Here is a 23,656-nt window from a genome sequence, read left to right on the forward strand (position 1 = left end):
CGGGACCTTGGCCCCGATTACTTCTGGCCTGCCGGAGCGGCGCCAGCGGCAGCACCGCTCTGCTCGAGCTTCTTGCGCTGCTCGTCAGCCTTCTTCTGAAGCTCTTCCTGGAGCTTCTTCTGGTTTTCCTCGAACACCTTCGGATCGGTCGGCGGACCGTCATAGGCCTTCTGGAATTCGCCGGCGAGCGGCAGCGGCAGGGTCAGCGGCGCGCCGTTGGCATTGATCGCCTGGACAACGAGATTCTGGCCCTTCTTCATGCTGTTGATGAGCTCTGGCGTCGCCTCGTAATCGGACATGCAGCCGTTCTGGAAGCAGATCACATAGGGCTGCTGCAGCGGCGCGTTGCTGTCGACGATGATGCGGGTGCCGTGCACGAGCTGCATGCCGAGCGGCAGCGTCACGCGCAGGATCTTCTTGGGCTCGCCTTCCGGCTCGATGATCACGGCGGCGATGACCGGTTGGCCCGATTCGATGCGACCGTCCTTGCCGGTGAAGCAGACCTGCTTGGCGTTAGCGTCCTGGCCCTTCAGGCAGAACTTGGTCCAGGGGGCGTAGATCAGTTGGATCTGCTGATCGGCCGGCTGGGCTGCGCCCTGCTGCGCCGGAGCGCCTGCAGCGGGAGCCTGCTGGGCGGGGGCCTGAGCGGCCGGTGCCGGAGCCTTCGGGGCGGCCTTGGGAGGCGCTTTCGGGGCCGGAGCCGCCTTGGGCGCACCCGGGGCCGGCGCCGGGGTCTGGGCCTCGGCGGCAAACGGAACGGCCAACGCCGTCGCCGTCAACAGGGCGAGAAGTCGCCCACGCGGCCGGACGGACGCGGCCAAGTAACGGAAATTCATTGCGGAAAACCCTTTCTGAACGGGAAGTGCCCGAACCGCTCCGAAGCGCCGAACCAGGCCGCCTCGGGCGCGGCTCTCTTCCCGTCAATTGAGGCAGATAAGTGACGGGCTCGGCGCTCTTGCGCGATTGCCCGCCTTCTTAACGTGGCCGACGAAAAGATCAATGCCGACAAGCGTCTTTGGCCACACCCGCAGCTGCCCCCGGTGAAATTCCCTGTGATAGGATTCAAGGCCAGCCGGTCCTCGAATCAACGTGTGCCGATGTTCAAGTTCCAGCGCCTTTTCGAGGGCCCCGGTCTCCGTCTTTGCGTCCTTGCCTCTGTGCTCGCGGTTGGGCTGTCCGCTGGGGGCACGCGGGCTGAGGAAGCCCATGCCATCGCCATGCACGGCAAGCCGGCGATGCCGGCCGATTTCACCCACCTGCCCTACGCCAATCCCGATGCCCCCAAGGGCGGCCGCTTGACTTGGGGTGTTCTCGGAACCTTCGACAGCCTCAATCCCTTCATCGTCAAGGGATTGGCCGTGCAGCAGATGCGGGGCTACGTGGTCGAGAGCCTGCTCGCGCGCGGCAATGACGAGCCGTTCACGCTCTATGGCCTGCTCGCCAGGAGCGTCGAAACCGACGACGAGCGAAGCTTCGTCACGTTCCGCCTCGATCCGCGCGCCCGTTTCTCCGACGGCAAGCGGGTCACGGCCGAAGACGTGCTGTTCTCCTGGCAACTGCTGCGCGATCACGGCCGCCCCAACCACCGGCAGTACTACGCCAAAGTTGCCAAGGCCGAGGCGACCGATCCCCTCACCGTCCGCTTCGACCTCGGAGGCGCCAACGACCGCGAGCTGCCGCTGATCCTCGGCCTGATGCCGATCCTGTCGAAGCAAGCGATCGACGTCGCGACCTTCGAGGAGACGACGCTGACGAGCCCGATTGGCTCCGGACCCTATCGCGTCACCGCCGTGAAGCCCGGGGCCAGCGTGACGCTCACCCGCAATCCCGACTATTGGGGCCGCGACCTGCCCATCAACCGCGGGCTCTACAATTTCGACGAGATCCGGCTCGACTATTTTCGCGAGGCCAACGGCCAGTTCGAAGCCTTCAAGCGCGGCCTTTATGATTTCCGCGTCGAGCACGAGCCGCTGCGCTGGCACGACGCTTACGATTTTCCGGCCGCCAAAAGCGGCGAGGTGATCCGCGACACCGTCAAGCCGGGCCTGCCGCAACCCTCCGAATTCCTGGTGTTCAACACCCGCCGACCGATCTTCGCCGACATCCGCGTCCGTCAGGCTCTGACGCTTCTGTTCGATTTCGAGCTGGTCAACCGCAATTACTTTTTCGGGCTTTATTCGCGCGTTGCCGGCTATTTCGCCGGCTCCGACCTGTCGGCCTATGGCCGGCCTGCGGACGCGCGCGAGCGCGAGCTGCTCAAACCCTTCGTCGCGCAAATTCGGCCCGACATCATGGACGGCAGCTACCGTCTGCCGGTGACCGACGGATCGGGACGCGATCGCACCACGCTGCGCGCGGCGCTGAAGCTGCTGTCGGACGCCGGCTACGAGCTCGACGGCACCGTGCTGCGCAATCGCAAGACCAAGGCGCCCTTCACCTTCGAGATCCTGGTCACGACCCGCGACCAGGAACGCATCGCGCTCGCCTTCCAGCGCGACCTCAAGCGCGCCGGCATCGAGCCGAGCGTGCGAACCGTCGATCCCGTGCAGTTCGACCAGCGCCGGCTCGCTTACGAATTCGACATGATCCAGAACCGCTGGGACCAGTCGCTGTCGCCCGGCAACGAGCAATATTTCTACTGGGGCAGCGCCGCCGCGGACAATCCGGGGACCCGCAACTACATGGGCGCCAGGGATGGCGCAGTCGATGCCATGATCGCCGCCCTGCTCGAGGCCCGTGAACATACGGATTTCGTCTCGTCGGTGCGGGCGCTCGACCGCGCTCTGATCGCGGGCTTCTACACAATCCCCCTGTTTAACGTATCCGAGCAATGGATCGCGCGCTGGAATCGGATAGAACGGCCGAAGGCCACCTCGCTCTCAGGCTATTTGCCGGAGACTTGGTGGTCGAAGGGGCAGCCGCAAGCTCATCAAGCAAAGTGACGCCGTGAACCAGCCAGCAATATCGCCGACGCTCGACACGTTGTTTCAGCGCACGCTGATGCGGCAGCCGCACGCGCCCGCCCTGCTCGACCCCCTCAACAAGGCCCGCGTGACCGGGCACCAGCCGCGGCGGATGACTTATGCCGAGGCTGACACGGCCATCGAGGCGTTGTCGGCCTATTTCGTCGAATCAGGCCTGCCGGCCAATTCCGTCATCGCGATCCAATTGCCTGCCACGGTCGAGTTCGTGCTCACCGTGCTCGCCGCCCATCGCGCCGGCCTCGTGGTCGCGGTGCTGCCGCTGCTCTGGCGGCACGCGGAACTGACCGCGGCGCTGAACCGCACCGCGGCGCGCGCCATCGTCACCATGAGCACGGTCGACGGCGTCAGCTATGCCGATCTGGCGATGCATGCGGCCGCCGAAGCCTTCTCGATCCGTCACGTCTGCGGCTTCGGAGGCGACCTGCCCGAAGGCATGGCTTCGCTCGACGATGTGCTGGCCCGCCCGCCCGGCACCACGCGCGCCGTGATCCAGGACGGCCGCAAGGCGGCGATGATCTCCTTCGACGTCACCGCGGAAGGCTTTCGCCCGGTGCCGCGACCGCATTTCAGCGTGATCGCCGGTGGCCTTGCGATGTCGCTGGAAGCCGACATCCGGCAGGGCGCGACCGTGATGGCGGCGTTCACGCCGATGTCGTTCGCAGGCCTCGCCTCCTCGCTCGCGGTGTGGCTGCTCTCCGGCGGCGCGCTGGCGCTGCATCATCCGTTCGAGAACGATGTGCTGGAGCAGCAGATCAACGAGCACGAATGCGAGGTGCTGATCGCGCCGGCGCAGCTTGCCTTGCGGCTCGGCGATTCCGACCTGGCGGCGCGGATGCCGACTTTGCGCAACGTCATCGGCCTGTGGCGCGCGCCCGAGCAGGTGGCGGCGAGCGATGCCTGGATCGCGCCGCATGCGCCGCTGACCGACGTCTACCTGTTCGGCGAGGCCGGGCTGTTCGGCGCCCGCCGCGGCGAGGACGGCATGCCGGTTGCGGTGATGCCCGGGCCGCATGGCGCCCCGCGCGAGCAATCCGGCTCCTCCATTGCCGGCGAGATCCTGCTGACGCCGAAGGGCACGCTCGGCCTGCGCGGCGCGATGGTGCCGATTGCGGCCTATGCCCCGCCGCAGCCGGTCGGCGACACGCTGATCGCGCAGCCGCCGCGCGATTATGTCGACACCGGCTACGCCGCCCGGCTCGACCGTCCGAGCGGCGCGATCTGCATCACCGCGCCCCCCTCCGGCATCATGGCCGTCGGCGGCTACCGCTTCCTCTCCAACGACCTCCAGGAATGGGCGCGCCGGCTCGGCCAGGGCGCCCTGCTCACCGCGCTGCCCGACCGGCTTTCCGGCCACCGGCTGGCCGGACGTGCCCAGGACAATACCCGGGCTCGCGAGGCGCTCAGCGAGCTCGGGCTTAACCCCCTGATGGTCGAGGCTTTTCGCGACCGCTCCGGCCCGGTCTAGGCGCAGTTTCGCCTGGTACGTTGACGCTGCATTAAGGCGGCCAAACTAGATTGCGCGGTATCTGTCGCGTGATCAGAGTTTTGCGAATGTCCCAGGCGGGCCCGATCCTGTTTGTGTCCAATGCCGAGCGGCCGCCCTTCATTGCGGCGCTGGACGAGGCCCGGCTCTTTCCCGTCGTCGACACCGACTGGGCCAGCGCAGCGCGGGCGGTCGAGCAGGTCCAGCCGGCCGCGGTTCTCGCCCAGATGTCCGGCGGTCACGAGCCGCATATCGCACCGCTGGCAAGGAAGATCGCCGACCAATCGCTCTACCTTCCCTTCGTGGCCCTCGATGCGATGGGCATGCTGCCCCACAACGCCCTGCCCTTCTCCTCGCGCGGCGGCAATTCCGACCGCCTGATCGCGCGGCTTCGCGCCGCTTTGCGCGTGCGCACCCTGCACGCCACTGTGCTGCGCCGACTGCCGGAAGTGAAGGTCGCGTTGCCGGAAGGCGATCCCGCCCGCGATGCCACTGTGCTCCTGATCGGCCGGGGCTCGGCCTATCCTGCGCTTTCCGTCGCGCTCGGCGAGCGCGCCGGTGTGGTCGGCGCGCTCTCGATCGAGGCCGCAGCGAAACACCTCAACACCCGCGACCTCGACGGCGTCGTGCTCGCCGAAGGTTTCACCGCGCGCGTCACCGACGCCTTTCTCACGGTGCTCGCCGAGGACACCCGCTTCCGCAGCCTGCCCGTCGTCGTCACCGCGCATCAGCTGACGCAGACCTACGACCTGCCCAATCTCGAGCTGATCCCGGGCGAGCCGGCGAAGGTCGCGGCCAACGCGCTGCCCCTGATCCGCCAGCATGCGATGGAAGCACAATTGAGCCGCACGCTGCGCTCGATCGATGCCGGCGGCTGGCTCGATCCGCGCAGCGGCCTGCTCACCGTGGAAGCCTTCGCCCGCGATTTCTCCAAGGCGGTCGAGCAGACGCTGGCCCGCGGCGGCGGCCTGTCGGTCGCGCGCTTCGCTTTCGATCCCGGCAATTCCCGCGCCCAGCTCGATGCCGCCCGCATCCTCAGCCGGCTGATGCGGCAGATGGATTTCGGCGCGGCGCAGAAGGACGGCTCGGTCATCGTCGTGTTCGCGGAAACCGACTTCCGCACCGCCCACATGATTGCCCGCCGCCTCTCGGCGGTGATGCGGCACACCTCCAACGGCAAGCACGAGATGCGCAGCGAGCCCGTCGTCAGCGTGGATTCGCTGTCGCCGTCGGATAATGCGCGCTCGCTGCTGGCGCGGCTGTCGGCGGATGCGTCAAGGGCGGCGTCTTAATTTTCTTCGCACCTAGCTGCGGGTTTTTCAATTGTGCGGGAGCGGCGCGAAGATGAATCGCGGACGCCGCGGCAATCTCACCTCGACAACCAGTGATTGTGCTGCCATGCTGTAGAGATGAGCGCTCTCTACGAAACCGTTCGTGATTTCCAGACGCTGATTTCTGCTGGCGTGGCACTCACAGCTGCTTGCATCGCCTACCGCGGCGCTATGCTGAAGCTCCGTTTTGATAGGGATGAAGCTGCATCTGAGCGCAAAAGCGAAAAACTCGCGCTGTTTCTTCAGCTCCAATCCGTCATTGAGGGCGCAACGAGCCGACTAGATACCGTATACAGAGCGGACGCGGCTACCCCAGTAGGGCTTGGAGTTTACGTTCGACTACTGAGCGGTGAACCTGGTTTTCCACTTCCCCCAGAAATTGACGGTGCTTGGAAGAGGCTCGATCTTTTTACTCCTGAGCAAATATCAGCCATTGTCAAAATCCGACAAAAGGCGCCTTGGGTTGACCTCACGCTGAAGCGACTGGCAAAAAATGAAGCCGACCAGCTCGTTGTCGGCCTTTTCAAATCGGAGGTCGACGACCTGCTGCAAACGGTTAAGGGGTTAGCCCTGCTGCTCGCGGCGGATATCGAGACGATACGAAGCTAAGATGAATGAATTTGCGCTTTCCCGACGCCTCCATCGTCCCAGTCCTCATGCTCGCCGCGATCATCGCGGTGTGGCTTGGCCTGTGGGGACCAATCGACCTTGCCAGGCTGAAAGAATGGCAGACATTGATGGCGGGAGGCCTCGCCGTCAGCGCAGCCGGCCTCGCCTACCAGGGAGCGATGGCAAAGGTTAAGCTCGATCGTGAGGAAGCGGAGCGCAAGCGAAATGCAGAGCAGCTCGGGCTTTATTTGCGGCTAAGAACATCACTAGAGCGGGTCCACCAGGACGCATCCGCTTGCATCGCCTTGATCGATGCCTATCAGCCTGACATCGGAGAAAGTTTCGAGGTCTCTGCTGATGAAATCGCGGTACTCAACCCACCCGTTCTCAATGAGGCTTGGGACAAGATTTACCTGATACCACCTGCCCTCCTTTCTTCGGTAGAAGGCCTTCACCGCCTGCTTCCAGCGATCGAAGCCGAGTTGATCAAATTCCACGACCAAAAATGGCAGGTGGTGTTCCTCGTCATCAACGGCCAAGATTTTGGCCGCCAGAGAGAGCCCTATTTGACGATTCATTCTCGGCGGTGCCACGAGATCTTGAACCATTGCGAGGCTGTCATCAAAGGGTTGAGCAGCGCTATTCCCCCGCTTCGACGCTTCCCAGTGAGAGATTGATCTCACCCTTATCGGTTCGCGATCTCGATCGATGTTTGGTCCGTGGCGACTCCGCAAGATTCGCAAACGCATTTTTGGCCGGCTTCGACCTGCGAGGCGAGGTAGACATCCTCACGCCGCCTTCTTGCTCTCCGCGAGCTGCGCCAGCTGCCGCAGGATCTCCGTCGTCCCAACGAGCCGCTCTTCCGGCGTTTCCCAATCCTGCAGGAACACCACCTTCATGTCGGGCCGCACCTTGGCGGCCTGGCCGTAGCTGCGGATGAACGACACCAGTCGGTCGGGATAGGCGAAGGAATTGTCGCGGAAGGCGATGACGGCGCCCTTCGGGCCGGCGTCGATCTTGCCGACATTGGCCCTGCGGCAGAACGCCTTGATCGCGGCGACCTTGAACAGATAGCGCACCTCGTCCGGCAACACGCCGAAGCGATCGCGCATCTCCGCGCCAAAATTCTCGATCTCCTCCTCGGTGTCGAGATCGGCCAGACGCCGGTACAGCGACAGCCGCACCGAGAGATCGCCGACATAGTCCTCCGGAATGAGCACGGGCATGCCGATGGTGATCGACGGCGACCAGCGGTCGGCGGCGGGCTCGGAGACGCCGGCCTTGAGGTTGACGATCGCCTCCTCCAGCATCGACTGATAGAGCTCGAAGCCGACCTCCTTGATATGGCCGGACTGCTCCTCGCCGAGCAGATTGCCGGCGCCGCGGATGTCGAGATCGTGCGAAGCGAGCTGGAAGCCCGCGCCCAGCGTCTCCAGCGATTGCAGCACCGTGAGACGGCGCTCGGCCTGGGCGGTGATCTTCTGCTGCGCCGGCAGCGTGAACAGCGCATAGGCCCGCAGCTTGGAGCGGCCGACGCGGCCGCGCAGCTGATAGAGCTGGGCCAGACCGAACATGTCGGCGCGGTGCACGATCAGCGTGTTGGCGTTGGGGATGTCGAGGCCGGATTCCACGATCGTGGTCGACAGCAGGATGTCGAACTTGCTGTCGTAGAACGCCGTCATGATGTCCTCGATCACCGCGGGCGGCATCTGGCCATGCGCGACCGCGACCTTCATCTCCGGCACGTTCTTGTCGAGGAAGTCCTTGACCTCGGCGAGGTCGTCGATGCGCGGCACCACGTAGAACGCCTGGCCGCCGCGATAGCGCTCGCGCAGCAGCGCCTCGCGGATCATCAGCGGATCATGCGGGGCGACGAAGGTGCGCACCGCGAGGCGATCGACCGGGGGCGAGGCAATGATCGAGAGCTCGCGAACGCCGGTCAGCGCCAGCTGCAGCGTGCGCGGGATCGGCGTCGCCGACAGCGTCAGCACGTGCACCTCGGAGCGCAGCGCCTTCAGCCGCTCCTTGTGAGTCACGCCAAAATGCTGCTCCTCGTCGACGATGACGAGGCCGAGATCGCGGAACTTGATCGCTTTGCCCAGCAACGCGTGGGTGCCGACGACGATGTCGACCGAACCGTCGGCGATTCCCTTCTTGACCAAATTGAGCTCCTTGGTCGCGACCAGGCGCGAGGCCTGCGCCACGTTGACCGGAAAGCCCTTGAAGCGCTCGGTGAAGGTCTTCGCGTGCTGGCGCGCGAGCAGCGTGGTCGGCACCACCACGGCGACCTGCTTGCCTTCGAGCGCGACGGCAAAGGCCGCGCGCAACGCCACCTCGGTCTTGCCGAAGCCGACGTCGCCGCAGATCAGCCGGTCCATGGGACGGCCGAGTTCGAGATCCTTCAGCGTGGATTCGATCGCGCCTAGCTGGTCCTCAGTCTCGTCATACGGGAAGCGCGCGCAGAACTCGTCGTACAGGCCGGGCTGGACCGGCAGCTTGGGCGCCTCGTGCAGGTGGCGGGCGGCGGCGATCTTGATCAATTCGCCCGCGATCTCGCGGATGCGGTTCTTGAGCTTGGCCTTGCGGGTCTGCCAGCCGCCGCCGCCGAGGCGATCAAGCTCGACCGTGGTCTGGTCCGAGCCGTAGCGTGACAGCAGCTCGATGTTCTCGACCGGCAGGAACAGTTTTGTTTCGGCCGCATAGTGCAGCTCGAGACAGTCATGCGGCGCGCCGGCGACATCGAGCGTTTGCAGGCCGACGAAGCGGCCGATGCCGTGGTCGACGTGGACGACGATATCACCCGCGGCAAGGCTCGTGATCTCCGAGATAAAATTATCGAGCTTGCGGCTCGCCTTGCGCGGCCGCACCAGGCGGTCGCCCAAAATGTCCTGCTCGCTGATGAGCGCGATCTCGTCGGTCTCGAAGCCGCTTTCGAGGCCGAGCACCGCGAGCATGGTCTCGTTGCGCGGGGTGGCCTGCACCGTTCGCCAGGAGTTGACGCTGGTGGTGTGGGCGAGCTTGTGGTCGCGCAGCATCGAATTCATGCGGTCGCGCGAGCCCTCGCTCCAGAGCGCGATAACGACCTTCTTGCGCTGGGCGTGCAGCGCCATGACGTGGCTGACCACGGACTCGAACACGTTGACTGTGGTGTCGTTGCGTTCCGGCGCGAAATCGCGGCCCTTGCGGGCACCGGCGTCGACGACACTGGTCCCGTCAGCCGGAACCGAGAACTGCGTCAGCCGCAGCAGCGGCATGTCGCTCTCGCGCTTGGTCCATTCCTCGCCGGTCAAATAGAGCCGGTCCGGCGGCAGCGGCTTGTAGATGGCGCCGCCAGCCGGATGCTCCATCGCATCGCGCCGGGCCTCGTAGTAGTCCTGGATCTGCTTGAAGCGCTCGCGGACGGCGTCCTCGGCCTGCGGCTCGATCGCGATGGGCGCGCCTTGCAGATAATCGAACAGCGTGTCCATCCGGTCCTGGAACAGCGGCAACCAGTGCTCCATGCCGGGATGGCGGCGGCCTTCACTGACGGCCTCGTACAGCGCATCGTCGCGCTCGGGCGCGCCGAACTCGGCGACATAGCCCATGCGGAATCGGCGGATCGTGTCGGTGACGAGCTGAAACTCCGAGATCGGCACCAGATCGAGCGAACGCATGTCGAGCAGCGTGCGCTGGGTCTCGGCGTCGAAGGAGCGGATCGATTCCAGGCTGTCGCCGAAGAAGTCGAAGCGGACGGGCTGATCGAGGCCGGCCGGAAACAGGTCGAGGATGCCACCGCGCACGGCGTATTCGCCGGGCTCGCGCACGGTCGAGGAACGGTTGTAGCCGTTGTGTTCCAGCCAGGCGACGATGGTGTCCATCGGCACCACGTTGCCGGGCGCGACCGACAGCGCCTGCGCCGCGACGAGCTCGCGCGCGGGCACGCGCTGCACGATCGCATTCACCGTGGTCAGCACGATCAGCGGCTTGTCGCTGCCGGTGAGCGAGGCGAGCCGTGCCAGCGTGGTCAGGCGTTGCGCCAGGATACCGCCATGCGGCGAGACGCGGTCATAGGGCTGGCAGTCCCAGGCCGGGAACTGGAGCACCGGCAGATCGGGAGCGAAGAACTGCAGCGCGCGTTCGAGCTGCTGCATGCGCGGGCCGTCGCGGCAGACCACGGCAAGGCTGACGGCCGGCTTCTTCGGCCGCGCCGCGATCGCGCGGGCGAGATCGGAGACGACAAGGCCTTCGGCGCCTTCGGCGACATTGGCGAGCGTCAGCACACGGCCGGGCGCAAGCAGCTCGGCCGGAGATTTCATTCCCTGCTTCATGCGTCGCGGTCCGCGATCGGATAGGCCTTGATGCGGGCAAACAGCGCGCCGGTGACATCGGCCGGCAGCACCTTGTCGCCGGTGATGGCGGCATAGAGATCGGGATCGTTGACCTCGAGCAAAGTCTCGAGCTCGGTCAGCTCGGCGTCGGACAGATTGCCGATCTCGGCATCCGCAAAGCGGCCGAGGATCAGGTCCATCTCGCGCGTGCCGCGGTGCCAGCAGCGGAACAAAAGCCGCTTGCGGCGGTCGTCCAGCCCGCTGCTCGATCGTGTCGTTCCCGTCATGTCTCAAATCCAGTCAAACGCAGAAAGCCCGGACGTGCCGGGCGGGGCTGATATAGCCATTCGAACCGGTCATGTCAGCCCTTTGTTATTGCAATTGTTTGGGGACCGTCATTGCCGGGCTTGACCCGGCAATCCATCGTCATTGAAAAGATGGATGCGCGGGTCAAGCCCGCGCATGACGAATGTTGCGAGAATGCGCCCCAGCCTGCTCAATCCGCTGTTTGCTCCCGTGACCAGCCTGCCCGGCGTCGGTCCGAAGCAGGACAAGCTGCTGCAGTACCTGCTCAGCCGCAGCGAGACACCGCGGCTGGTCGATCTGCTGCTGCATCTGCCGAGCCAGGTCATCGACCGCCGCGCCCGGCCGAAGATCCGCGACGCCGCGGTCGGAACCATGGTGACGCTGGAGGTCACCGTCGACCGCCACCGCCCGCCTCCGCCCCGCAACGCGCGCGCGCCCTATCTCGTCTATGCCAGCGACGACACCGGCGACGTCGTGCTGACCTTCTTCCGCGCCAAGCCCGGCTATGTCGAAAAACTGCTGCCAATGGGGGAGAAGCGCTACGTCTCCGGCACGCTGCAGACGTACGACGGCATCCCGCAGATCGTGCATCCCGACCGCGTGCTGGACGAGGAGGCGATCGCAAAGCTCTCCGGCATCGATCCGGTCTATCCGCTGACGGAAGGCCTGGCGCTCGGCTCGCTCCGCCGCGCCATCGCCCAGGCGTTGCAGAAGGTGCCGGCGTTGCCGGAATGGATCAGTCCGGAGGTGATGCGCCGCTGCAGTTTCCCGCCGATCACTGAGGCGCTCAACCGCGTGCATCAGCCGGTGGAGCTCACGGACATTTTGCCTGACCAGCCGTTCTGGTCGCGCCTCGCCTTTGACGAGCTGCTGGCCGGCCAGCTCGCGCTCGCCCTGATCCGCGCGCAACTCCGCCGCCCGGCCGGCGTGCGCAACGCCGGTGACGGTCACCTGCGCAACAAGATCATTGACGCCCTGCCCTATGCATTGACGGTGTCCCAGCGTGACGCGGCGGCGGCGATCGCCCGCGATCTGCAACAGCCGGTGCGCATGCTGCGTCTGCTGCAGGGCGACGTCGGCTCCGGCAAGACCGTGGTCGCGCTGCTCGCGGCCGCGGCGGTCACGGAGGTCGGCAAGCAGGCGGCGCTGATGGCGCCGACCGAAATCCTGGCGCGCCAGCACATCAAGACCATTGCGCCCCTTGCCGAACGGGCCGGTATGCGGGTCGCGATCCTCACCGGCCGCGAGAAGGGCAAGGAGCGGCGCGAGCTGCTGGCGCAACTCGAAGCCGGCGAGATCGACCTCCTGGTCGGCACCCATGCGCTGATCCAGGACGATGTGATCTTCCACGATCTCGCCCTCGCCATCGTCGACGAGCAGCACCGCTTCGGCGTGCGCGAACGCCTCGCACTCACATCCAAGGGCGAAGCGGTCGACGTGCTCGTGCTGAGCGCGACGCCGATCCCGCGCACGCTGGTGCTGACCTATTTCGGCGACATGGACATTTCCGAGCTGCGCGAAAAGCCTGCCGGCCGCCAGCCGATCGAAACCCGCACGATCTCGATCAGCCGGCTCGCTGAAGTCACTGACAGCATCGGCCGCGCGCTGCAGGCGGGCAAGCTGGTCTACTGGATCTGCCCCCTGGTCGAGGAATCCGAGGCCGAAGGCACCGAGCACCTCACCAACGCGACCAAACGTTTCGAGAGCCTGCAGAAGCGATTCGGCGACCGCGTCGGCCTCGTCCACGGCCAGATGAAGGGCGTCGAGAAGGACCGCGTGATGGGCCAGTTCGCCGCCCACGAGATCGGCCTTCTGGTCGCGACCACCGTGGTCGAGGTCGGCGTCGATGTGCCGGCGGCGACCATCATGGTGATCGAGAATGCCGAGCGTTTTGGCCTCGCCCAGCTGCACCAGCTGCGCGGCCGGATCGGACGCGGCTCGGAGGCCTCGACCTGCCTGCTGCTCTACTCCGAGCCGCTCGGCGAGATGTCGAAGGCGCGGCTGAAGGTGATCCGCGAGACCACAGACGGTTTTCGTATCGCCGAGGAGGATCTGAAGCTGCGCGGCGAAGGCGACGTGCTCGGCGTGCGCCAGAGCGGCCTGCCCGGCTACCGCATCGCGCGCTCGGAGGTGCACGGCCAGCTCATCACACAGGCTAGAGACGAGGCGCTGCGCATCCTCAAGGACGATCCGAAGCTGAAGGGCGAGCGCGGCGAGGCGCTGCGGTGCCTGCTGTATCTGTATGAGCGCGACGAGGCTATCCCGCTGATTGGGGCGGGTTAGAAAAGCGCCCCAACAAAGTCTACTCGGCGCGAAGTACACCCAAGTGCTGGACGATAAAGCTGCACTTCGTTGCGACGCGAGGCGCGCTGTCTTCGGCCTCATATATGCGCAGAGCATGTCCAATTGCCGAGCGATCCCCACACCCCTTCAGCTTGGGATCAAGAATAGTCAAAATCCTCGCTTGGCCTTGTCGTGGAATACAGCTTGCCAGCGCATCCAGCGCAACAAGACTGAGCGGGCGGCCGCTCTCAAGCCAGCTCTGAACTCGGCTCCAATGCAGATCGGAAAGGGACGCAAGCTGTCCCCAGGACGCATTGACGTTCTGGCGCGGGACATAGGTCTCGATCCAATCCAGCACCGCCGGCGTACGAAACCACGAGAGTGCCGACATCTGTTTCTCCAGATCGCGGCCGTGAACGGCTTGTAAAGCGTGGATCGTCTGATGAAGTCCCTCGGGGGCCGGCAAGCACTTTGCGGCCGCCTCGGCCCAGATGAACAGCGATCCATTAAGGCCAGCTCTATTGAATTGCGCGCGTACCCATGGCGCAGCCGGGCTACCAACGACATTCGCACACAGTTGGACCATCGTCTCCCACACCTGCCGATTGCCCGCATCCGCGCGATGCTCAATTTCTGCGAGAACCGTGCCGGTGGCGAATGGCCTGAACGCTTCAAATTCCTCCTTTCCCAGGCGCCACCGCGTGACACAAAAATCGATCAGGCGCTCAAGCGATCCGGCGCACATTTCCAGTGTGGGCGCATGCTTCTCCTCGGTCACGTCCTCGTCCACGTCCGGTTGGCACGCCCGTCCGTCCTGATCATAGAAATCGTCATGCAGCAGAAATTTGGTCCAACCATGTAAAGCAGCAAGGTTGAACCATTCGATCGGCCGGAGCGCTCGATATCGCAGACGATCGGCACATTCGTGACATAGCCTGTACGGCTCCACGGGATCATCGTCGCGAACGTCCTCAGCAGCCGGCGCTTGACGGCACGCTTGGCAAACCCAATGAACAGGAATTTCCTTGGTCATGACCGCTTCGGGTGACGGGGTGCGTATTTCAGCCAGCTAGCGCATTATTGGGCAGACACAGTCCTTCGCCGCGCGATCTCGTAGGCCGCCACATGCGCGCGGGCGAGGTCCAGCAGCGGTGTGTCGATGTCGAGCGCACGGGCCCGATTGGCCATGTCACCCAGAATATGCTCCGACTCGGTGATCGAGCCGCGCTCGATATCGCGCAGCATCGAGGCCTTCAGCGGCGATTCCAGCGTGGTAAAGAGCTTGCGGTCAAATTCGATGAACGGCGCGCGCGGCTCGGACCCCGAGGCCGTCGCGACAGCGCAGCATTCCGCAAAAAGGCGGAAAATTGACTGCTCGCCATTGGTCACGGCCAGGATGTCGCCAATGCTTGCCCGCATCAGGCAGGTGATGCCGGCGAGCGTCGAGAGCTGCACGAACTTCTCCCACATGTCCTGCATAATCGCTTCGCTGGCGCGCACGTCGATGCCGGGAACCTGAAGCAATTTCTCCAGCGCAAGCGCACGCTCGCTCAGTGCGCCCTCGATCTCGCCAAAGACGATGGTTTGGTTGGCCATGAAGTGACCGACCCGGCCCTCGGCATCGAGCCCGGCACTGACATTCGCGAGCCCACCGAGAACGTGTGCGGCGCCGAACCTGACGGTCAGGGCGTCGATATGTTTCAAGCCGTTAAGGATGGGAAGAACCATCGTGTTGGGGCCGACGGCAGGCGCAAACTGGCTCATTGCGTCATCGAGCGAGTAGGCTTTCACGCCGACGAGCACGACATCGAATGGCTCCCTGAGATCACCAACCACAAGAAGCTTCGGCTGTACGGCGAAGTCGCCGTGCGGGCTGACGACCTGCAGTCCATTCCGCCGCAATTGCTCCGCCCGCTTCTCGCGCACAAGAAAGCTCACGTCTCGGCCTGCTCGCACGAGGCAAGCACCGTAGTAGCCGCCCAGCGCGCCCGCGCCGATCACCAGCACTCTCATTCGAACTCCCACAACAGAAGAACAGCGCCCGCAAGATCAATAACAGATGGTTCGGCGACGTCAGGATTTCGTCCGCGCGATCCCCGCGGCGAACGTCTTCATCAGTTCGGCATCCACCGCCTCGCCTTTCGCGTCCTCGGCGAGATGCTCGAACCAGCGCGCAAACCCCTCGTAGATCTGGCTGGCCGGATGATCGGGGCCGAGGAAGCCGGAAATCTCGCGCATCTCGGCAACCCAGCGATAGGCCTTCGGGATCATGTCAGGCAGCGCGACTTCGAGCCGCGCCAGGACCGCGGGCTGGCTCAGCGCCAGTTCGTCGCGCAGCGCGTCCGCTGCGCCCGCTTTCGTCGCCGCAACCACCATGGCCGAGCCGATTCCGGCGAGGCCCTTGACGATGCCGGCGTAGGACATCTTTAGAGCGGACGCCGCGCCGACCGGCCCCTCCACGATGCGCACGTCGAGGCCGAAATCCTTCAGTACCGCAACATCGTTGGCGTGCTCCCCGGACAGGTAGAAGGCCGGGCTCTTACCGCCGGGCTGCGGCGGAAAGCCGATGATGCCGCCATCGACGAACGGCGCCTGCGCCGAGCCGATGATCTCCTCAATTCTCTGCACGGTATCGACGTTGACGGCGTTGCAATCGACCACGATTGGCTTCTTCTCGCGCCTGACGATCAGCGCGGCCAGCCGTTCAGCCAGTGCGACGGCTTCGCCCGGCGGCACGATCGAGAGGATGATGTCGGCGCCCGCAATTTGATTGTCATCGGCGCCGACCATGCCGGCATCCGCCGCGCGTTTCCGCGTCGCCTCGCTCCGCCCTTCCAAAGACGTCAGCACGTGCGCGCCTTGCTCACTGAGGCGGCGGGCGACGGCGCTGCCCATGGCGCCGGGTGCGAGGATCGCAATGGTCTTGGACATCATGTACTCCAGATCGAATTCCGAGCGAGGCGCTCAGGCGAACCGGAGACTATCAGAGGATGCCAACGCGCGCGTGACCGGCGGCCATCCCGCAGCGGAATGGCCCTACTCCACCTTCGCAGGCTCGGGCTGAAGCGCCGAGGCGTTGGCGATGCGCGCAGCATTGGCCATGCCCGCGAGTGCCGCCGCCTTTTTCGGATCGGGTGCCGAGCCCGGCTGCACCACGCCGGCCGACATGATCAGCGTCGCCGCATCCTCGGCGGTGAGATCGACCTCGATGATCTTGCTCTTGGGGACATAGAAGAAGAAGCCGGTGGTCGGGTTCGGCGAGCACGGCAAGAACACCGAGACGTGCTCCTCCTGCCCCGGCAGATTGCGCGCGATGTCTTCGTTCGGCGATTGCGAGATCAGCACGATCGACCACATGCCCGGCGACGGAAACTCGACCAGTCCGACTTTGCGGAAGCTTGAGCCCTTGCCCGAGAACAGCGTCTCGAACACCTGCTTCAGGCCGCGATAGATGGCGCGCACCGCCGGGATCCGGCCGAGGAAGGTCTCGCCGACATCGACCAGCGTGCGGCCGATCAGATTGGCTGCGAGGAAACCGACCAGCGTCAGCGTGAAGAATGCGACAACCAGTCCCCAGCCGGGAACGACATACGGCAGATAGGTTTCCGGCCGATAGGCCAGCGGCACGAACGGCCGCACCACGCCGTCGACCCAGGTGACGAACCACCAGACCAGATACAGGGTGATGGCGATCGGCCCCGTCACCACGAGGCCAGTCAGAAAATAGTTGCGGAAGCGGCCCATCAGGCCGGTATGCGGTTCCGGCAGGGGATCAAGAGGCGCAGGCGCGTCGTCGCGGGGGGTCATTCGGGTTCCAGGTCGGTCGCAGCACACAAGCTAGAGTCTTCTAGCAGGTTTTGGAAGACCGCGACCGCCTGATATCCCTTCCGCCTATTCCACGGTCACCGATTTCGCGAGATTGCGAGGCTGGTCGACGTCGGTCCCCATGACGACAGCCGTGTGATAGGCGAGCAGCTGCACGGGAACGGCATAGACCATCGGGGTGAAGGCCGCCGCCATGTCGGGCATGACGATGGTGACGAGGGACTCGACGGTCGCCTCTTCCGCACCCTTCGCGTCCGTCATCAGGATGATGTTGCCGCCGCGGGCGGCGACCTCCTGCATGTTGGAGACCGTCTTTTCGAACACCCGGTCGTAAGGCGCGATGACGACGACAGGCATCGTCTCGTCGATCAGCGCGATCGGCCCGTGCTTGAGCTCGCCGGCGGCATACCCCTCGGCGTGGATGTAGGAGATCTCCTTCAGCTTCAGCGCGCCTTCGAGCGCCAGCGGGAAGCTGGTGCCGCGGCCGAGATAGAGCACGTCGCGCGACTTGGCAATCCGGTGCGCGAGCTTTTCGATCTGCAGCTCGGTGGTGAGCGCATCCGCCATCAGGCGCGGCACCTCGACGAGACCGTGGACCAGCTTGGTCTCGTCCTCGTCGGACAATTCGCCGCGCGCCTTGCCGGCCGCGATCGCAAGGTTTGCCAGCACCATGAGCTGACAGGTGAAGGCCTTGGTCGAAGCGACGCCGATCTCCGGGCCGGCCAGCGTCTGCAGCACGGTCTCGCTCTCGCGCGCGATCGTCGAGGTCGGCACGTTGACGACGGCGACCGTGTGCACGCCCTCGGCCTTGGCATAGCGCAGTGCCGCCAGGGTGTCGGCGGTCTCGCCCGACTGCGAGATGAAGATGGCGAGATCGCCCTTGCGCAAGGGCGCCTCGCGGTAGCGGAATTCGGAGGCGACATCGACCTCGACCGGCACGCGCGCAAAGCGCTCGAACCAGTATTTTGCGACGTAGCCGGCATAGCTCGCGGTGCCGCACGCCGTAATGTTGATACGCTGGATGTTCTTGAAGTCGAAGGGAAGCTTGACCGGCAGCGCGACACGCTCGGTCGCCATGTCGACGTATCGCGCCAGCGTGTGGCCGACCACTTCCGGCTGCTCGTGGATCTCCTTCGCCATGAAGTGGCGATAGTTCGCCTTGTCGACCAGCGAAGTCGAGGCGGCATGCTTGATCTTATCGCGCTGGACGGCATTGCCGTCCTTGTCGAAAATCGACGCGCTCTTGCGCGTCAACACGACCCAGTCGCCATCTTCGAGATAGCTGATCGTGTCGGTGAACGGGCCGAGCGCGATGGCGTCCGAGCCGAGATACATCTCGCCGTCGCCATAGCCGATCGCCAGCGGCGGCCCGTTGCGGGCGCCGATCATCAGGTCGCCGTCGCCGGCGAAGATGAAGCCGAGCGCGAAGGCGCCGCGGAGCCGCCCCAGCGCCAGCTTGACGGCTTCGACCGGCTTGTTGCCGCGCGTGAGCAAATCGTCGACCAGATGCAGCACGATCTCGGTATCGGTCTCGGTGTGGAACACCGTGCCCTTCTTCTCGAGCTCCTCGCGCAGCTCGCGGAAATTCTCGATGATGCCGTTGTGGACCACGGCGACGCGCTCGGTCGCGTGCGGATGGGCATTGTTGACGGTGGGCTTGCCGTGGGTGGCCCAGCGGGTGTGGCCGATGCCGGTGGTGCCCTGGAGCGGCTCGGCTTCCAGCCGCTTCTCCAGGTTCTTCAGCTTGCCTTCGGCGCGCCGGCGCTCGAGGTGCTTGCCTTCGAGCGTGGCGACGCCCGCCGAGTCATAGCCGCGATATTCAAGACGTTTGAGCGAATCCACCAGCTGCTCTGCAACCGGCTCGCGCCCGAGAATGCCGACAATCCCGCACATGCGGATCACTATCCCCCAAATCGTCGAAAAATCGCCTAAACGACGCGCTCGGTTTTTAGCGAAAATCCCAGGGAACCATATACTCAATATTTATTGCGGATTGAGACAGCATGGACCGCAACCTGGGCTTCGCCTGCGTCGAATTGGCCGGCCTTAGACCGCGCACGTTAACTTGCTGTCAACATGTTTGACCAACGATTCCGGTGCAGGAGAGCAAAGCCATGAAAGGTTCGTCCGACCGCAAAGGTCTGTCGTCGATGTACTTGCGTGCCAGCGAGACCACGGGCACGCATTTGGCGCATTGGCCGCCGCCCCAGCGCGGCAAGGAAAGCAAGCCGGTCTTCGTGAAGCACGCTGAAGGCGAGCCGGCCAAACGCGCCAAGCCGCGCGGCTGGCGCCTGACCCGCGCGATCTTCTCCGAATTCGCCGACGACGAATAGCGCCTACGGACGAAGACCCTCATGGTGAGGAGCGCAAAGCGCGTCTCGAACCATGAAGCCCCCGCATCCCGCCCGCGGCCCTCCTTCGAGACACCCGCCTCCGGCGGGCCCTCAGGATGAGGGCGGAGTGCGCTGCGACACAACAGAATAGTGCCTATTTCTCCGGCTTCTTGCCGCCCGTCTTCAGCTCGCGATAGCGTGCAGCGCCACCTTCCCGGATGGTCTGCTGGTTGCGCTCCAGCGCCATGGCGTCGTCGGGCACGTCGCGGGTGATGACCGAGCCGGAGCCGATATAGGCGCCATTGCCGATCTTCACGGGGGCGACCAGCGAGGAATTGGTGCCGACGAAGGCGCCCTGCCCGATGATCGTCTTGTGTTTCTTAAAGCCATCGTAGTTGCAGGTGATGGTGCCGGCGCCGATGTTGGAATTGGCGCCGACGGTGGCGTCACCGATATAAGAGAGATGATTGACCTTGACGCCGGCCTCCAGCGTCGCCGCCTTGGTCTCCACGAAATTGCCGATGCGCGCGCCGTCGCCGAGCGAGGTGCCGGGCCTCAAGCGCGCATAGGGGCCGATCGAAACGTTCTTGCCGAGCGTCGTCTGCACGATGTGCGAAAAGGAATGGATCACGGTGCCGTCGGCGATCGACACGCCGGGGCCGATCACCACGAAAGGCTCGATCGTCACGTCCTTGCCGAACGCCGTGTCGGCGGCGAGATAAACGGTCTCGGGTGCGATCAGCGTGACGCCGGCCTCCATCGCCGCCTTCCGCAAGCGCGCCTGCATCACGGCTTCGGCTTCCGCAAGCTGTGCCTTGGTGTTGATGCCGCGCACTTCATCCTCGCTGGTCTCGATCACCACGGACTCCCATCCCTGTTCGCGGACGACGCCGACCGCGTCGGTCAGATAATATTCGCCCTTGGAATTCGCATTGCCGATCTTGTCCAGGATCGCGAGCGCCCGGCGACCGTCGATCGCCATCACGCCGGCATTGCACAAATCGATCTTGCGCTCCTCTGCGCTGGCATCGGCCTGCTCGCGGATCGCGACCAGGCGTTCGCCCTCGACGATGAAGCGGCCATAGCCGGTGGGATCGGCGGCGCGAAAGCCGAGCGCGGCAATCGCCGCGCCCCTGGCGAGTGGCGCGCGCAGCCGTGCAAAGGTCTCGGCCGAGATCAGCGGCGTATCGCCGAAGGCAATGAGGAGATCGTCCACGCCCCGCGCGATCGCCTCGCGCGCCGCCAGCACCGCATGCGCCGTGCCGAGCCGCTCGGCCTGCACGAAGGTGAGCGCGTCGGGGCGGATGCGCTTTGCCTCATCCGCGACGGCCTGGTGATCGGGGCCAATCACGACCGCGAGCGAGGTGCCGGTTCCCTTGGGTGCGGCGGCGAGCACGTGGGCGAGCAAGGTCTGGTGGGCGACCGGATGCAGCACTTTCGGCAGGTGTGAGCGCATGCGCGTGCCTTCGCCGGCGGCGAGCACGATCGTAAGGCTGGAACGGGCGGTCATCGAAATCCTGTCAGATACGGCCGAATCAATTGGCGCGACGGGCGGGCAGCCACCCTCAAAAGCTCTTGCCTTGCTACCCCCGCAAACGCCCGGAATTCAAGTGCGACACGCTTTTCCTGTTAATGTTCCCTGATTGATTCGGGGAAGCCGGACAGGGCTGGGCACTTAACGTTCATGGCAAAGGATTCCGACCCACTGGCGGATGCCTTCGGCACCAAGGAGACCGGCGGGCTGTTCTCCGGACTGGTGGCCGAGGAAAGCGCGTTCGACCGTCGCATGATGTGGCGGCTGGGCTCTTGGGGCGTTGCGGCGGTAGGCGCCGTCGTCATTGCGGTGATGGCCAACCAGGCCCAGCTCGGATGGCGGCGCGACCAGGTCGCGTCCGCCGATCTCGCGCGCCAGGCGGAGCGGCTCCAGGCGCTGGCCAAGGAGAGCCAGAACGAGGCCCGCCGGCTCGCGGCCGCCATCGAGACACTGAATACGGATCGCGACCGGCTCTATTCGCGTGTCACCGTGGTCGAGCAAGGGCTCGATTCCGTCACCGGCGCCATCGCCAAGCAGTCCACCGCACCGCCGCAGGCCGGGAAGCCGCAGGATGCCGCGCCCACGGCGCCCAGCGTCGCGCCGGTCGCCTCGACCCCCGCCTCCGCCGGCGACAAGCCCCGCACCGAGGCCGCCAAGGACACCCCCAAGGAACCGGTCAAGGATACGCTCAAGGAAGTTGCAAAGGAGCCGTCGAGCCTGCCGCCGCAGACTGCCGCCGCCGCCTCGCTCGTGCAGCAGCCGCTGGCAACGACTTCGGCGCTGCCGACCATACCGCTGGTGCCGTCCAAGTCGATCATGGCGCCGCCCGATCCAGCCGCCTCGAAATTGATTCAGCCCGAGACCAACGAGAAGGCCGCCGAGAAGAAAGTCGAGCCGGCGCCCGCCCCGACCGAAGTAGTCGCGACAGCCGCGAAGACGCCTGAGGCAGCCGAGAACGAATCCCCCGCCATCGCGGTCCAGCAGACGCGTTTTGCGATCGACCTCGGCGGCGCCAATTCGATCGACGGCCTGCGCGCGCTCTGGCGCGGCCTGAGCAAATCCAATCCGGAAATCGCAGCACTGCGGCCGATCATCATGATCAAGGAAGGCAACACCGGGCTCGGCATGCAGCTCCGCCTGGGTGCCGGTCCGCTGGTCAACGCCGCCGCCGCCGCAAAATTCTGCGCGAGCCTCGCCGAGAACGATCGTCACTGCGAGACCACCGTCTTCGATGGCCAGCGCCTGTCAATGCGCGGCGGTTCGGAGAAGGGACAGGAGAAGTCCCAGGACAGAGTTCAAGAGAAGAACTCCGAGAAGAACCAGGACGCGGTCCCGCAAGCCGAAACCGCGTCCGCGCCGAGCGCAAAGCCCGAGAAGCCACAGCGCCGCCGCAGCTACTCCTCCAAGCGCTCGTCGAAGCGCGAGGAGCCCGCACCCCCGCCTGCGGCGCAGCCGGCTCCGGCGAAGCCGGAGACCGCGTCTGCGTCCGCGGGATCGACACTGTCGTCGTTCTTCAGGCGGTAAACATTGCGCCTGAACGCGCGGTGAATGCCGGCGTGCTTTTGCGCGCGCCGATGAACCTAAATTTCGGTCCGAGAAGAGAAACCACCTGCCGATTGCCAAGTTGTCCCGGTCGTGAACCGGAGCGGCCGACGTGTGAAATCGTTCGCGCCCGTCTCCATGACCAGGGAGAAACCCACGTGAAGACATTGATCATCGCAACGGCCGCGCTTCTGGCGGCAGCTCCGGCGCTCGCGCAAACGACGAAATCGCAGGGCGCGTCGAGCAACGCGCCGGGCCAGCAAATGCACAACACAAAGAAGCCTTCGACGGGACCCGGCGCGTCCGAATACGCCCCCGGTCACCAGACCAATACCACCGCGGGACCGGGCCACTCGGAAAGCGCACCGGGACAGAAGATGCAGAACACGACGGGCTCGAACACCAGCAAGAAGTGATGGTGCGCGGTCGCGTTCTACTCTGAGAGGGCGCCGACCGGGCTGGTCGGCGCCCTCGCCTTGTCGAACGGAGCCTCTCCGCCTGATCGTCGATGATCGCTCAGAGTTGCGCGAGCATGCGACCATCGGACGCTCGGATCTCAGCGGCTCTTTCTCACCAAGCGAGCGTTTAGTCCCGATCTGCCGGCGCGCGCCAAGCGTCCGTCTCCCCAAACGCACGAGCTTCGATGAACGAACTGGATGATGTGCTGAGGCTTCTCGTCGCGGCGGGAACAGGATTGCTGATCGGCATCGACCGCGACATGAACGACAAGCCGGTGGGAATGCGCACCCTGGCGCTGGTGGCTCTCGGCTCCGCGCTGGTCTCGATCTCCGTGATCGAGTTCCAGAATCTGCGCGACCACCCCGATGCGATCTCCCGGGTCATTCAGGGCGTCGTTGCCGGTGTGCTGACTGGTGTCGGCTTCATCGGGGCCGGCGTCATCCTGCACGACGCCAAGGCGAAGACCGTGCACGGCCTCACGACCGCGGCGACCGTCTGGATTGCGGCCGGCCTTGGAATTGCCTGCGCGCTCGGAGCCTGGCTGCTGGTCGCCGCAGCGATCGCCGTCACGTTGCTCGTGCTTTTCGTTCTCGGCTGGGTCGAGCGCCGGCTGGGATTGAAATAGCGGACATACCAAATGATACGGAAGAGATCCGCGTA

The 23,656-nt window shown here is 65.1% G+C and carries 19 protein-coding genes; 10 read left to right on the forward strand and 9 right to left on the reverse strand.

Annotated elements, in window-relative coordinates:
- Positions 1 to 17 precede the first annotated feature (17 nt).
- Positions 18 to 836, reverse strand: a complete 819-nt coding sequence (locus RAD04_RS24820) for an invasion associated locus B family protein (RefSeq protein WP_461625868.1) — start codon at positions 834 to 836, stop codon at positions 18 to 20.
- 261 nt (positions 837 to 1,097) lie between these two features.
- On the opposite strand from RAD04_RS24820, the gene RAD04_RS24825 reads away from it, so the two are divergent.
- From RAD04_RS24825 to RAD04_RS24845, 5 genes are all read left to right on the forward strand, one after another.
- Complete coding sequence (locus tag RAD04_RS24825; protein WP_461625951.1) at positions 1,098 to 2,942, forward strand: extracellular solute-binding protein; 1,845 nt, start codon at positions 1,098 to 1,100, stop codon at positions 2,940 to 2,942.
- A 4-nt stretch (positions 2,943 to 2,946) separates the two neighbouring features.
- Positions 2,947 to 4,449, forward strand: a complete 1,503-nt coding sequence (locus tag RAD04_RS24830) for an AMP-binding protein (RefSeq protein WP_461625869.1) — start codon at positions 2,947 to 2,949, stop codon at positions 4,447 to 4,449.
- Between the two features lie 86 nt (positions 4,450 to 4,535).
- Positions 4,536 to 5,759: a GGDEF domain-containing protein gene (locus tag RAD04_RS24835; RefSeq protein ID WP_461625870.1), complete on the forward strand. Its 1,224-nt coding sequence runs from the start codon at positions 4,536 to 4,538 to the stop codon at positions 5,757 to 5,759.
- Between the two features lie 117 nt (positions 5,760 to 5,876).
- The gene (locus RAD04_RS24840; protein ID WP_461625871.1) at positions 5,877 to 6,407 is read left to right on the forward strand and encodes a hypothetical protein; all 531 of its coding nucleotides are present in this window, start codon (positions 5,877 to 5,879) and stop codon (positions 6,405 to 6,407) included.
- 5 nt (positions 6,408 to 6,412) lie between these two features.
- The gene (locus RAD04_RS24845) at positions 6,413 to 7,084 is read left to right on the forward strand and encodes a hypothetical protein (protein ID WP_461625872.1); all 672 of its coding nucleotides are present in this window, start codon (positions 6,413 to 6,415) and stop codon (positions 7,082 to 7,084) included.
- Between the two features lie 111 nt (positions 7,085 to 7,195).
- Here the strand turns inward: RAD04_RS24845 and mfd are convergent, their stop codons facing one another.
- On the reverse strand, positions 7,196 to 10,714 hold the full coding sequence (gene mfd / locus RAD04_RS24850; RefSeq protein WP_461625873.1) for a transcription-repair coupling factor: 3,519 nt from the start codon (positions 10,712 to 10,714) through the stop codon (positions 7,196 to 7,198).
- Positions 10,711 to 11,001 carry an FAD assembly factor SdhE gene (locus RAD04_RS24855; protein ID WP_028144552.1) on the reverse strand — a complete coding sequence of 97 codons (291 nt, stop codon included), beginning with the start codon at positions 10,999 to 11,001 and terminating at the stop codon, positions 10,711 to 10,713. The genes mfd and RAD04_RS24855 overlap by 4 nt, the downstream gene beginning before the upstream one ends.
- A gap of 193 nt (positions 11,002 to 11,194) precedes the next feature.
- Between RAD04_RS24855 and recG the strand changes: the two genes are divergently transcribed.
- Positions 11,195 to 13,303: an ATP-dependent DNA helicase RecG gene (recG, locus tag RAD04_RS24860; protein WP_461625874.1), complete on the forward strand. Its 2,109-nt coding sequence runs from the start codon at positions 11,195 to 11,197 to the stop codon at positions 13,301 to 13,303.
- A gap of 19 nt (positions 13,304 to 13,322) precedes the next feature.
- Here recG and RAD04_RS24865 read toward each other — a convergent pair whose 3' ends face one another.
- The 5 genes from RAD04_RS24865 to glmS all read right to left on the reverse strand — a co-directional run bounded on the left by RAD04_RS24865 (position 13,323) and on the right by glmS (position 19,021).
- The gene (locus tag RAD04_RS24865; protein WP_461625875.1) at positions 13,323 to 14,336 is read right to left on the reverse strand and encodes a hypothetical protein; all 1,014 of its coding nucleotides are present in this window, start codon (positions 14,334 to 14,336) and stop codon (positions 13,323 to 13,325) included.
- 44 nt (positions 14,337 to 14,380) lie between these two features.
- Complete coding sequence (gene panE / locus RAD04_RS24870) at positions 14,381 to 15,316, reverse strand: 2-dehydropantoate 2-reductase (RefSeq protein WP_461625876.1); 936 nt, start codon at positions 15,314 to 15,316, stop codon at positions 14,381 to 14,383.
- A gap of 60 nt (positions 15,317 to 15,376) precedes the next feature.
- Positions 15,377 to 16,234, reverse strand: coding sequence for an NAD(P)-dependent oxidoreductase (locus tag RAD04_RS24875; RefSeq protein ID WP_461625877.1), 858 nt, complete (start codon positions 16,232 to 16,234; stop codon positions 15,377 to 15,379).
- A 105-nt stretch (positions 16,235 to 16,339) separates the two neighbouring features.
- Entirely contained in the window at positions 16,340 to 17,110 is a 771-nt protein-coding gene (locus tag RAD04_RS24880) for a DUF502 domain-containing protein (protein ID WP_018317964.1), read from the reverse strand.
- Between the two features lie 84 nt (positions 17,111 to 17,194).
- On the reverse strand, positions 17,195 to 19,021 hold the full coding sequence (gene glmS, locus RAD04_RS24885) for a glutamine--fructose-6-phosphate transaminase (isomerizing) (protein ID WP_028144548.1): 1,827 nt from the start codon (positions 19,019 to 19,021) through the stop codon (positions 17,195 to 17,197).
- Positions 19,022 to 19,242: 221 nt separating this feature from the next.
- Between glmS and RAD04_RS24890 the strand changes: the two genes are divergently transcribed.
- On the forward strand, positions 19,243 to 19,461 hold the full coding sequence (locus RAD04_RS24890) for a hypothetical protein (RefSeq protein WP_461625878.1): 219 nt from the start codon (positions 19,243 to 19,245) through the stop codon (positions 19,459 to 19,461).
- Between the two features lie 154 nt (positions 19,462 to 19,615).
- Here the strand turns inward: RAD04_RS24890 and glmU are convergent, their stop codons facing one another.
- The gene (glmU, locus tag RAD04_RS24895; protein WP_461625879.1) at positions 19,616 to 20,971 is read right to left on the reverse strand and encodes a bifunctional UDP-N-acetylglucosamine diphosphorylase/glucosamine-1-phosphate N-acetyltransferase GlmU; all 1,356 of its coding nucleotides are present in this window, start codon (positions 20,969 to 20,971) and stop codon (positions 19,616 to 19,618) included.
- Between the two features lie 174 nt (positions 20,972 to 21,145).
- On the opposite strand from glmU, the gene RAD04_RS24900 reads away from it, so the two are divergent.
- From RAD04_RS24900 to RAD04_RS24910, 3 genes are all read left to right on the forward strand, one after another.
- Positions 21,146 to 22,519 (forward strand): hypothetical protein, encoded by a 1,374-nt coding sequence (locus RAD04_RS24900; RefSeq protein ID WP_461625880.1) that lies wholly within the window; start codon positions 21,146 to 21,148, stop codon positions 22,517 to 22,519.
- 176 nt (positions 22,520 to 22,695) lie between these two features.
- Complete coding sequence (locus RAD04_RS24905; RefSeq protein ID WP_461625881.1) at positions 22,696 to 22,953, forward strand: hypothetical protein; 258 nt, start codon at positions 22,696 to 22,698, stop codon at positions 22,951 to 22,953.
- Positions 22,954 to 23,180: 227 nt separating this feature from the next.
- Positions 23,181 to 23,621 (forward strand): MgtC/SapB family protein, encoded by a 441-nt coding sequence (locus tag RAD04_RS24910; protein WP_018317958.1) that lies wholly within the window; start codon positions 23,181 to 23,183, stop codon positions 23,619 to 23,621.
- Positions 23,622 to 23,656 lie beyond the last annotated feature (35 nt).

It is taken from the genome of Bradyrhizobium sp. 25ACV, from assembly GCF_054863005.1.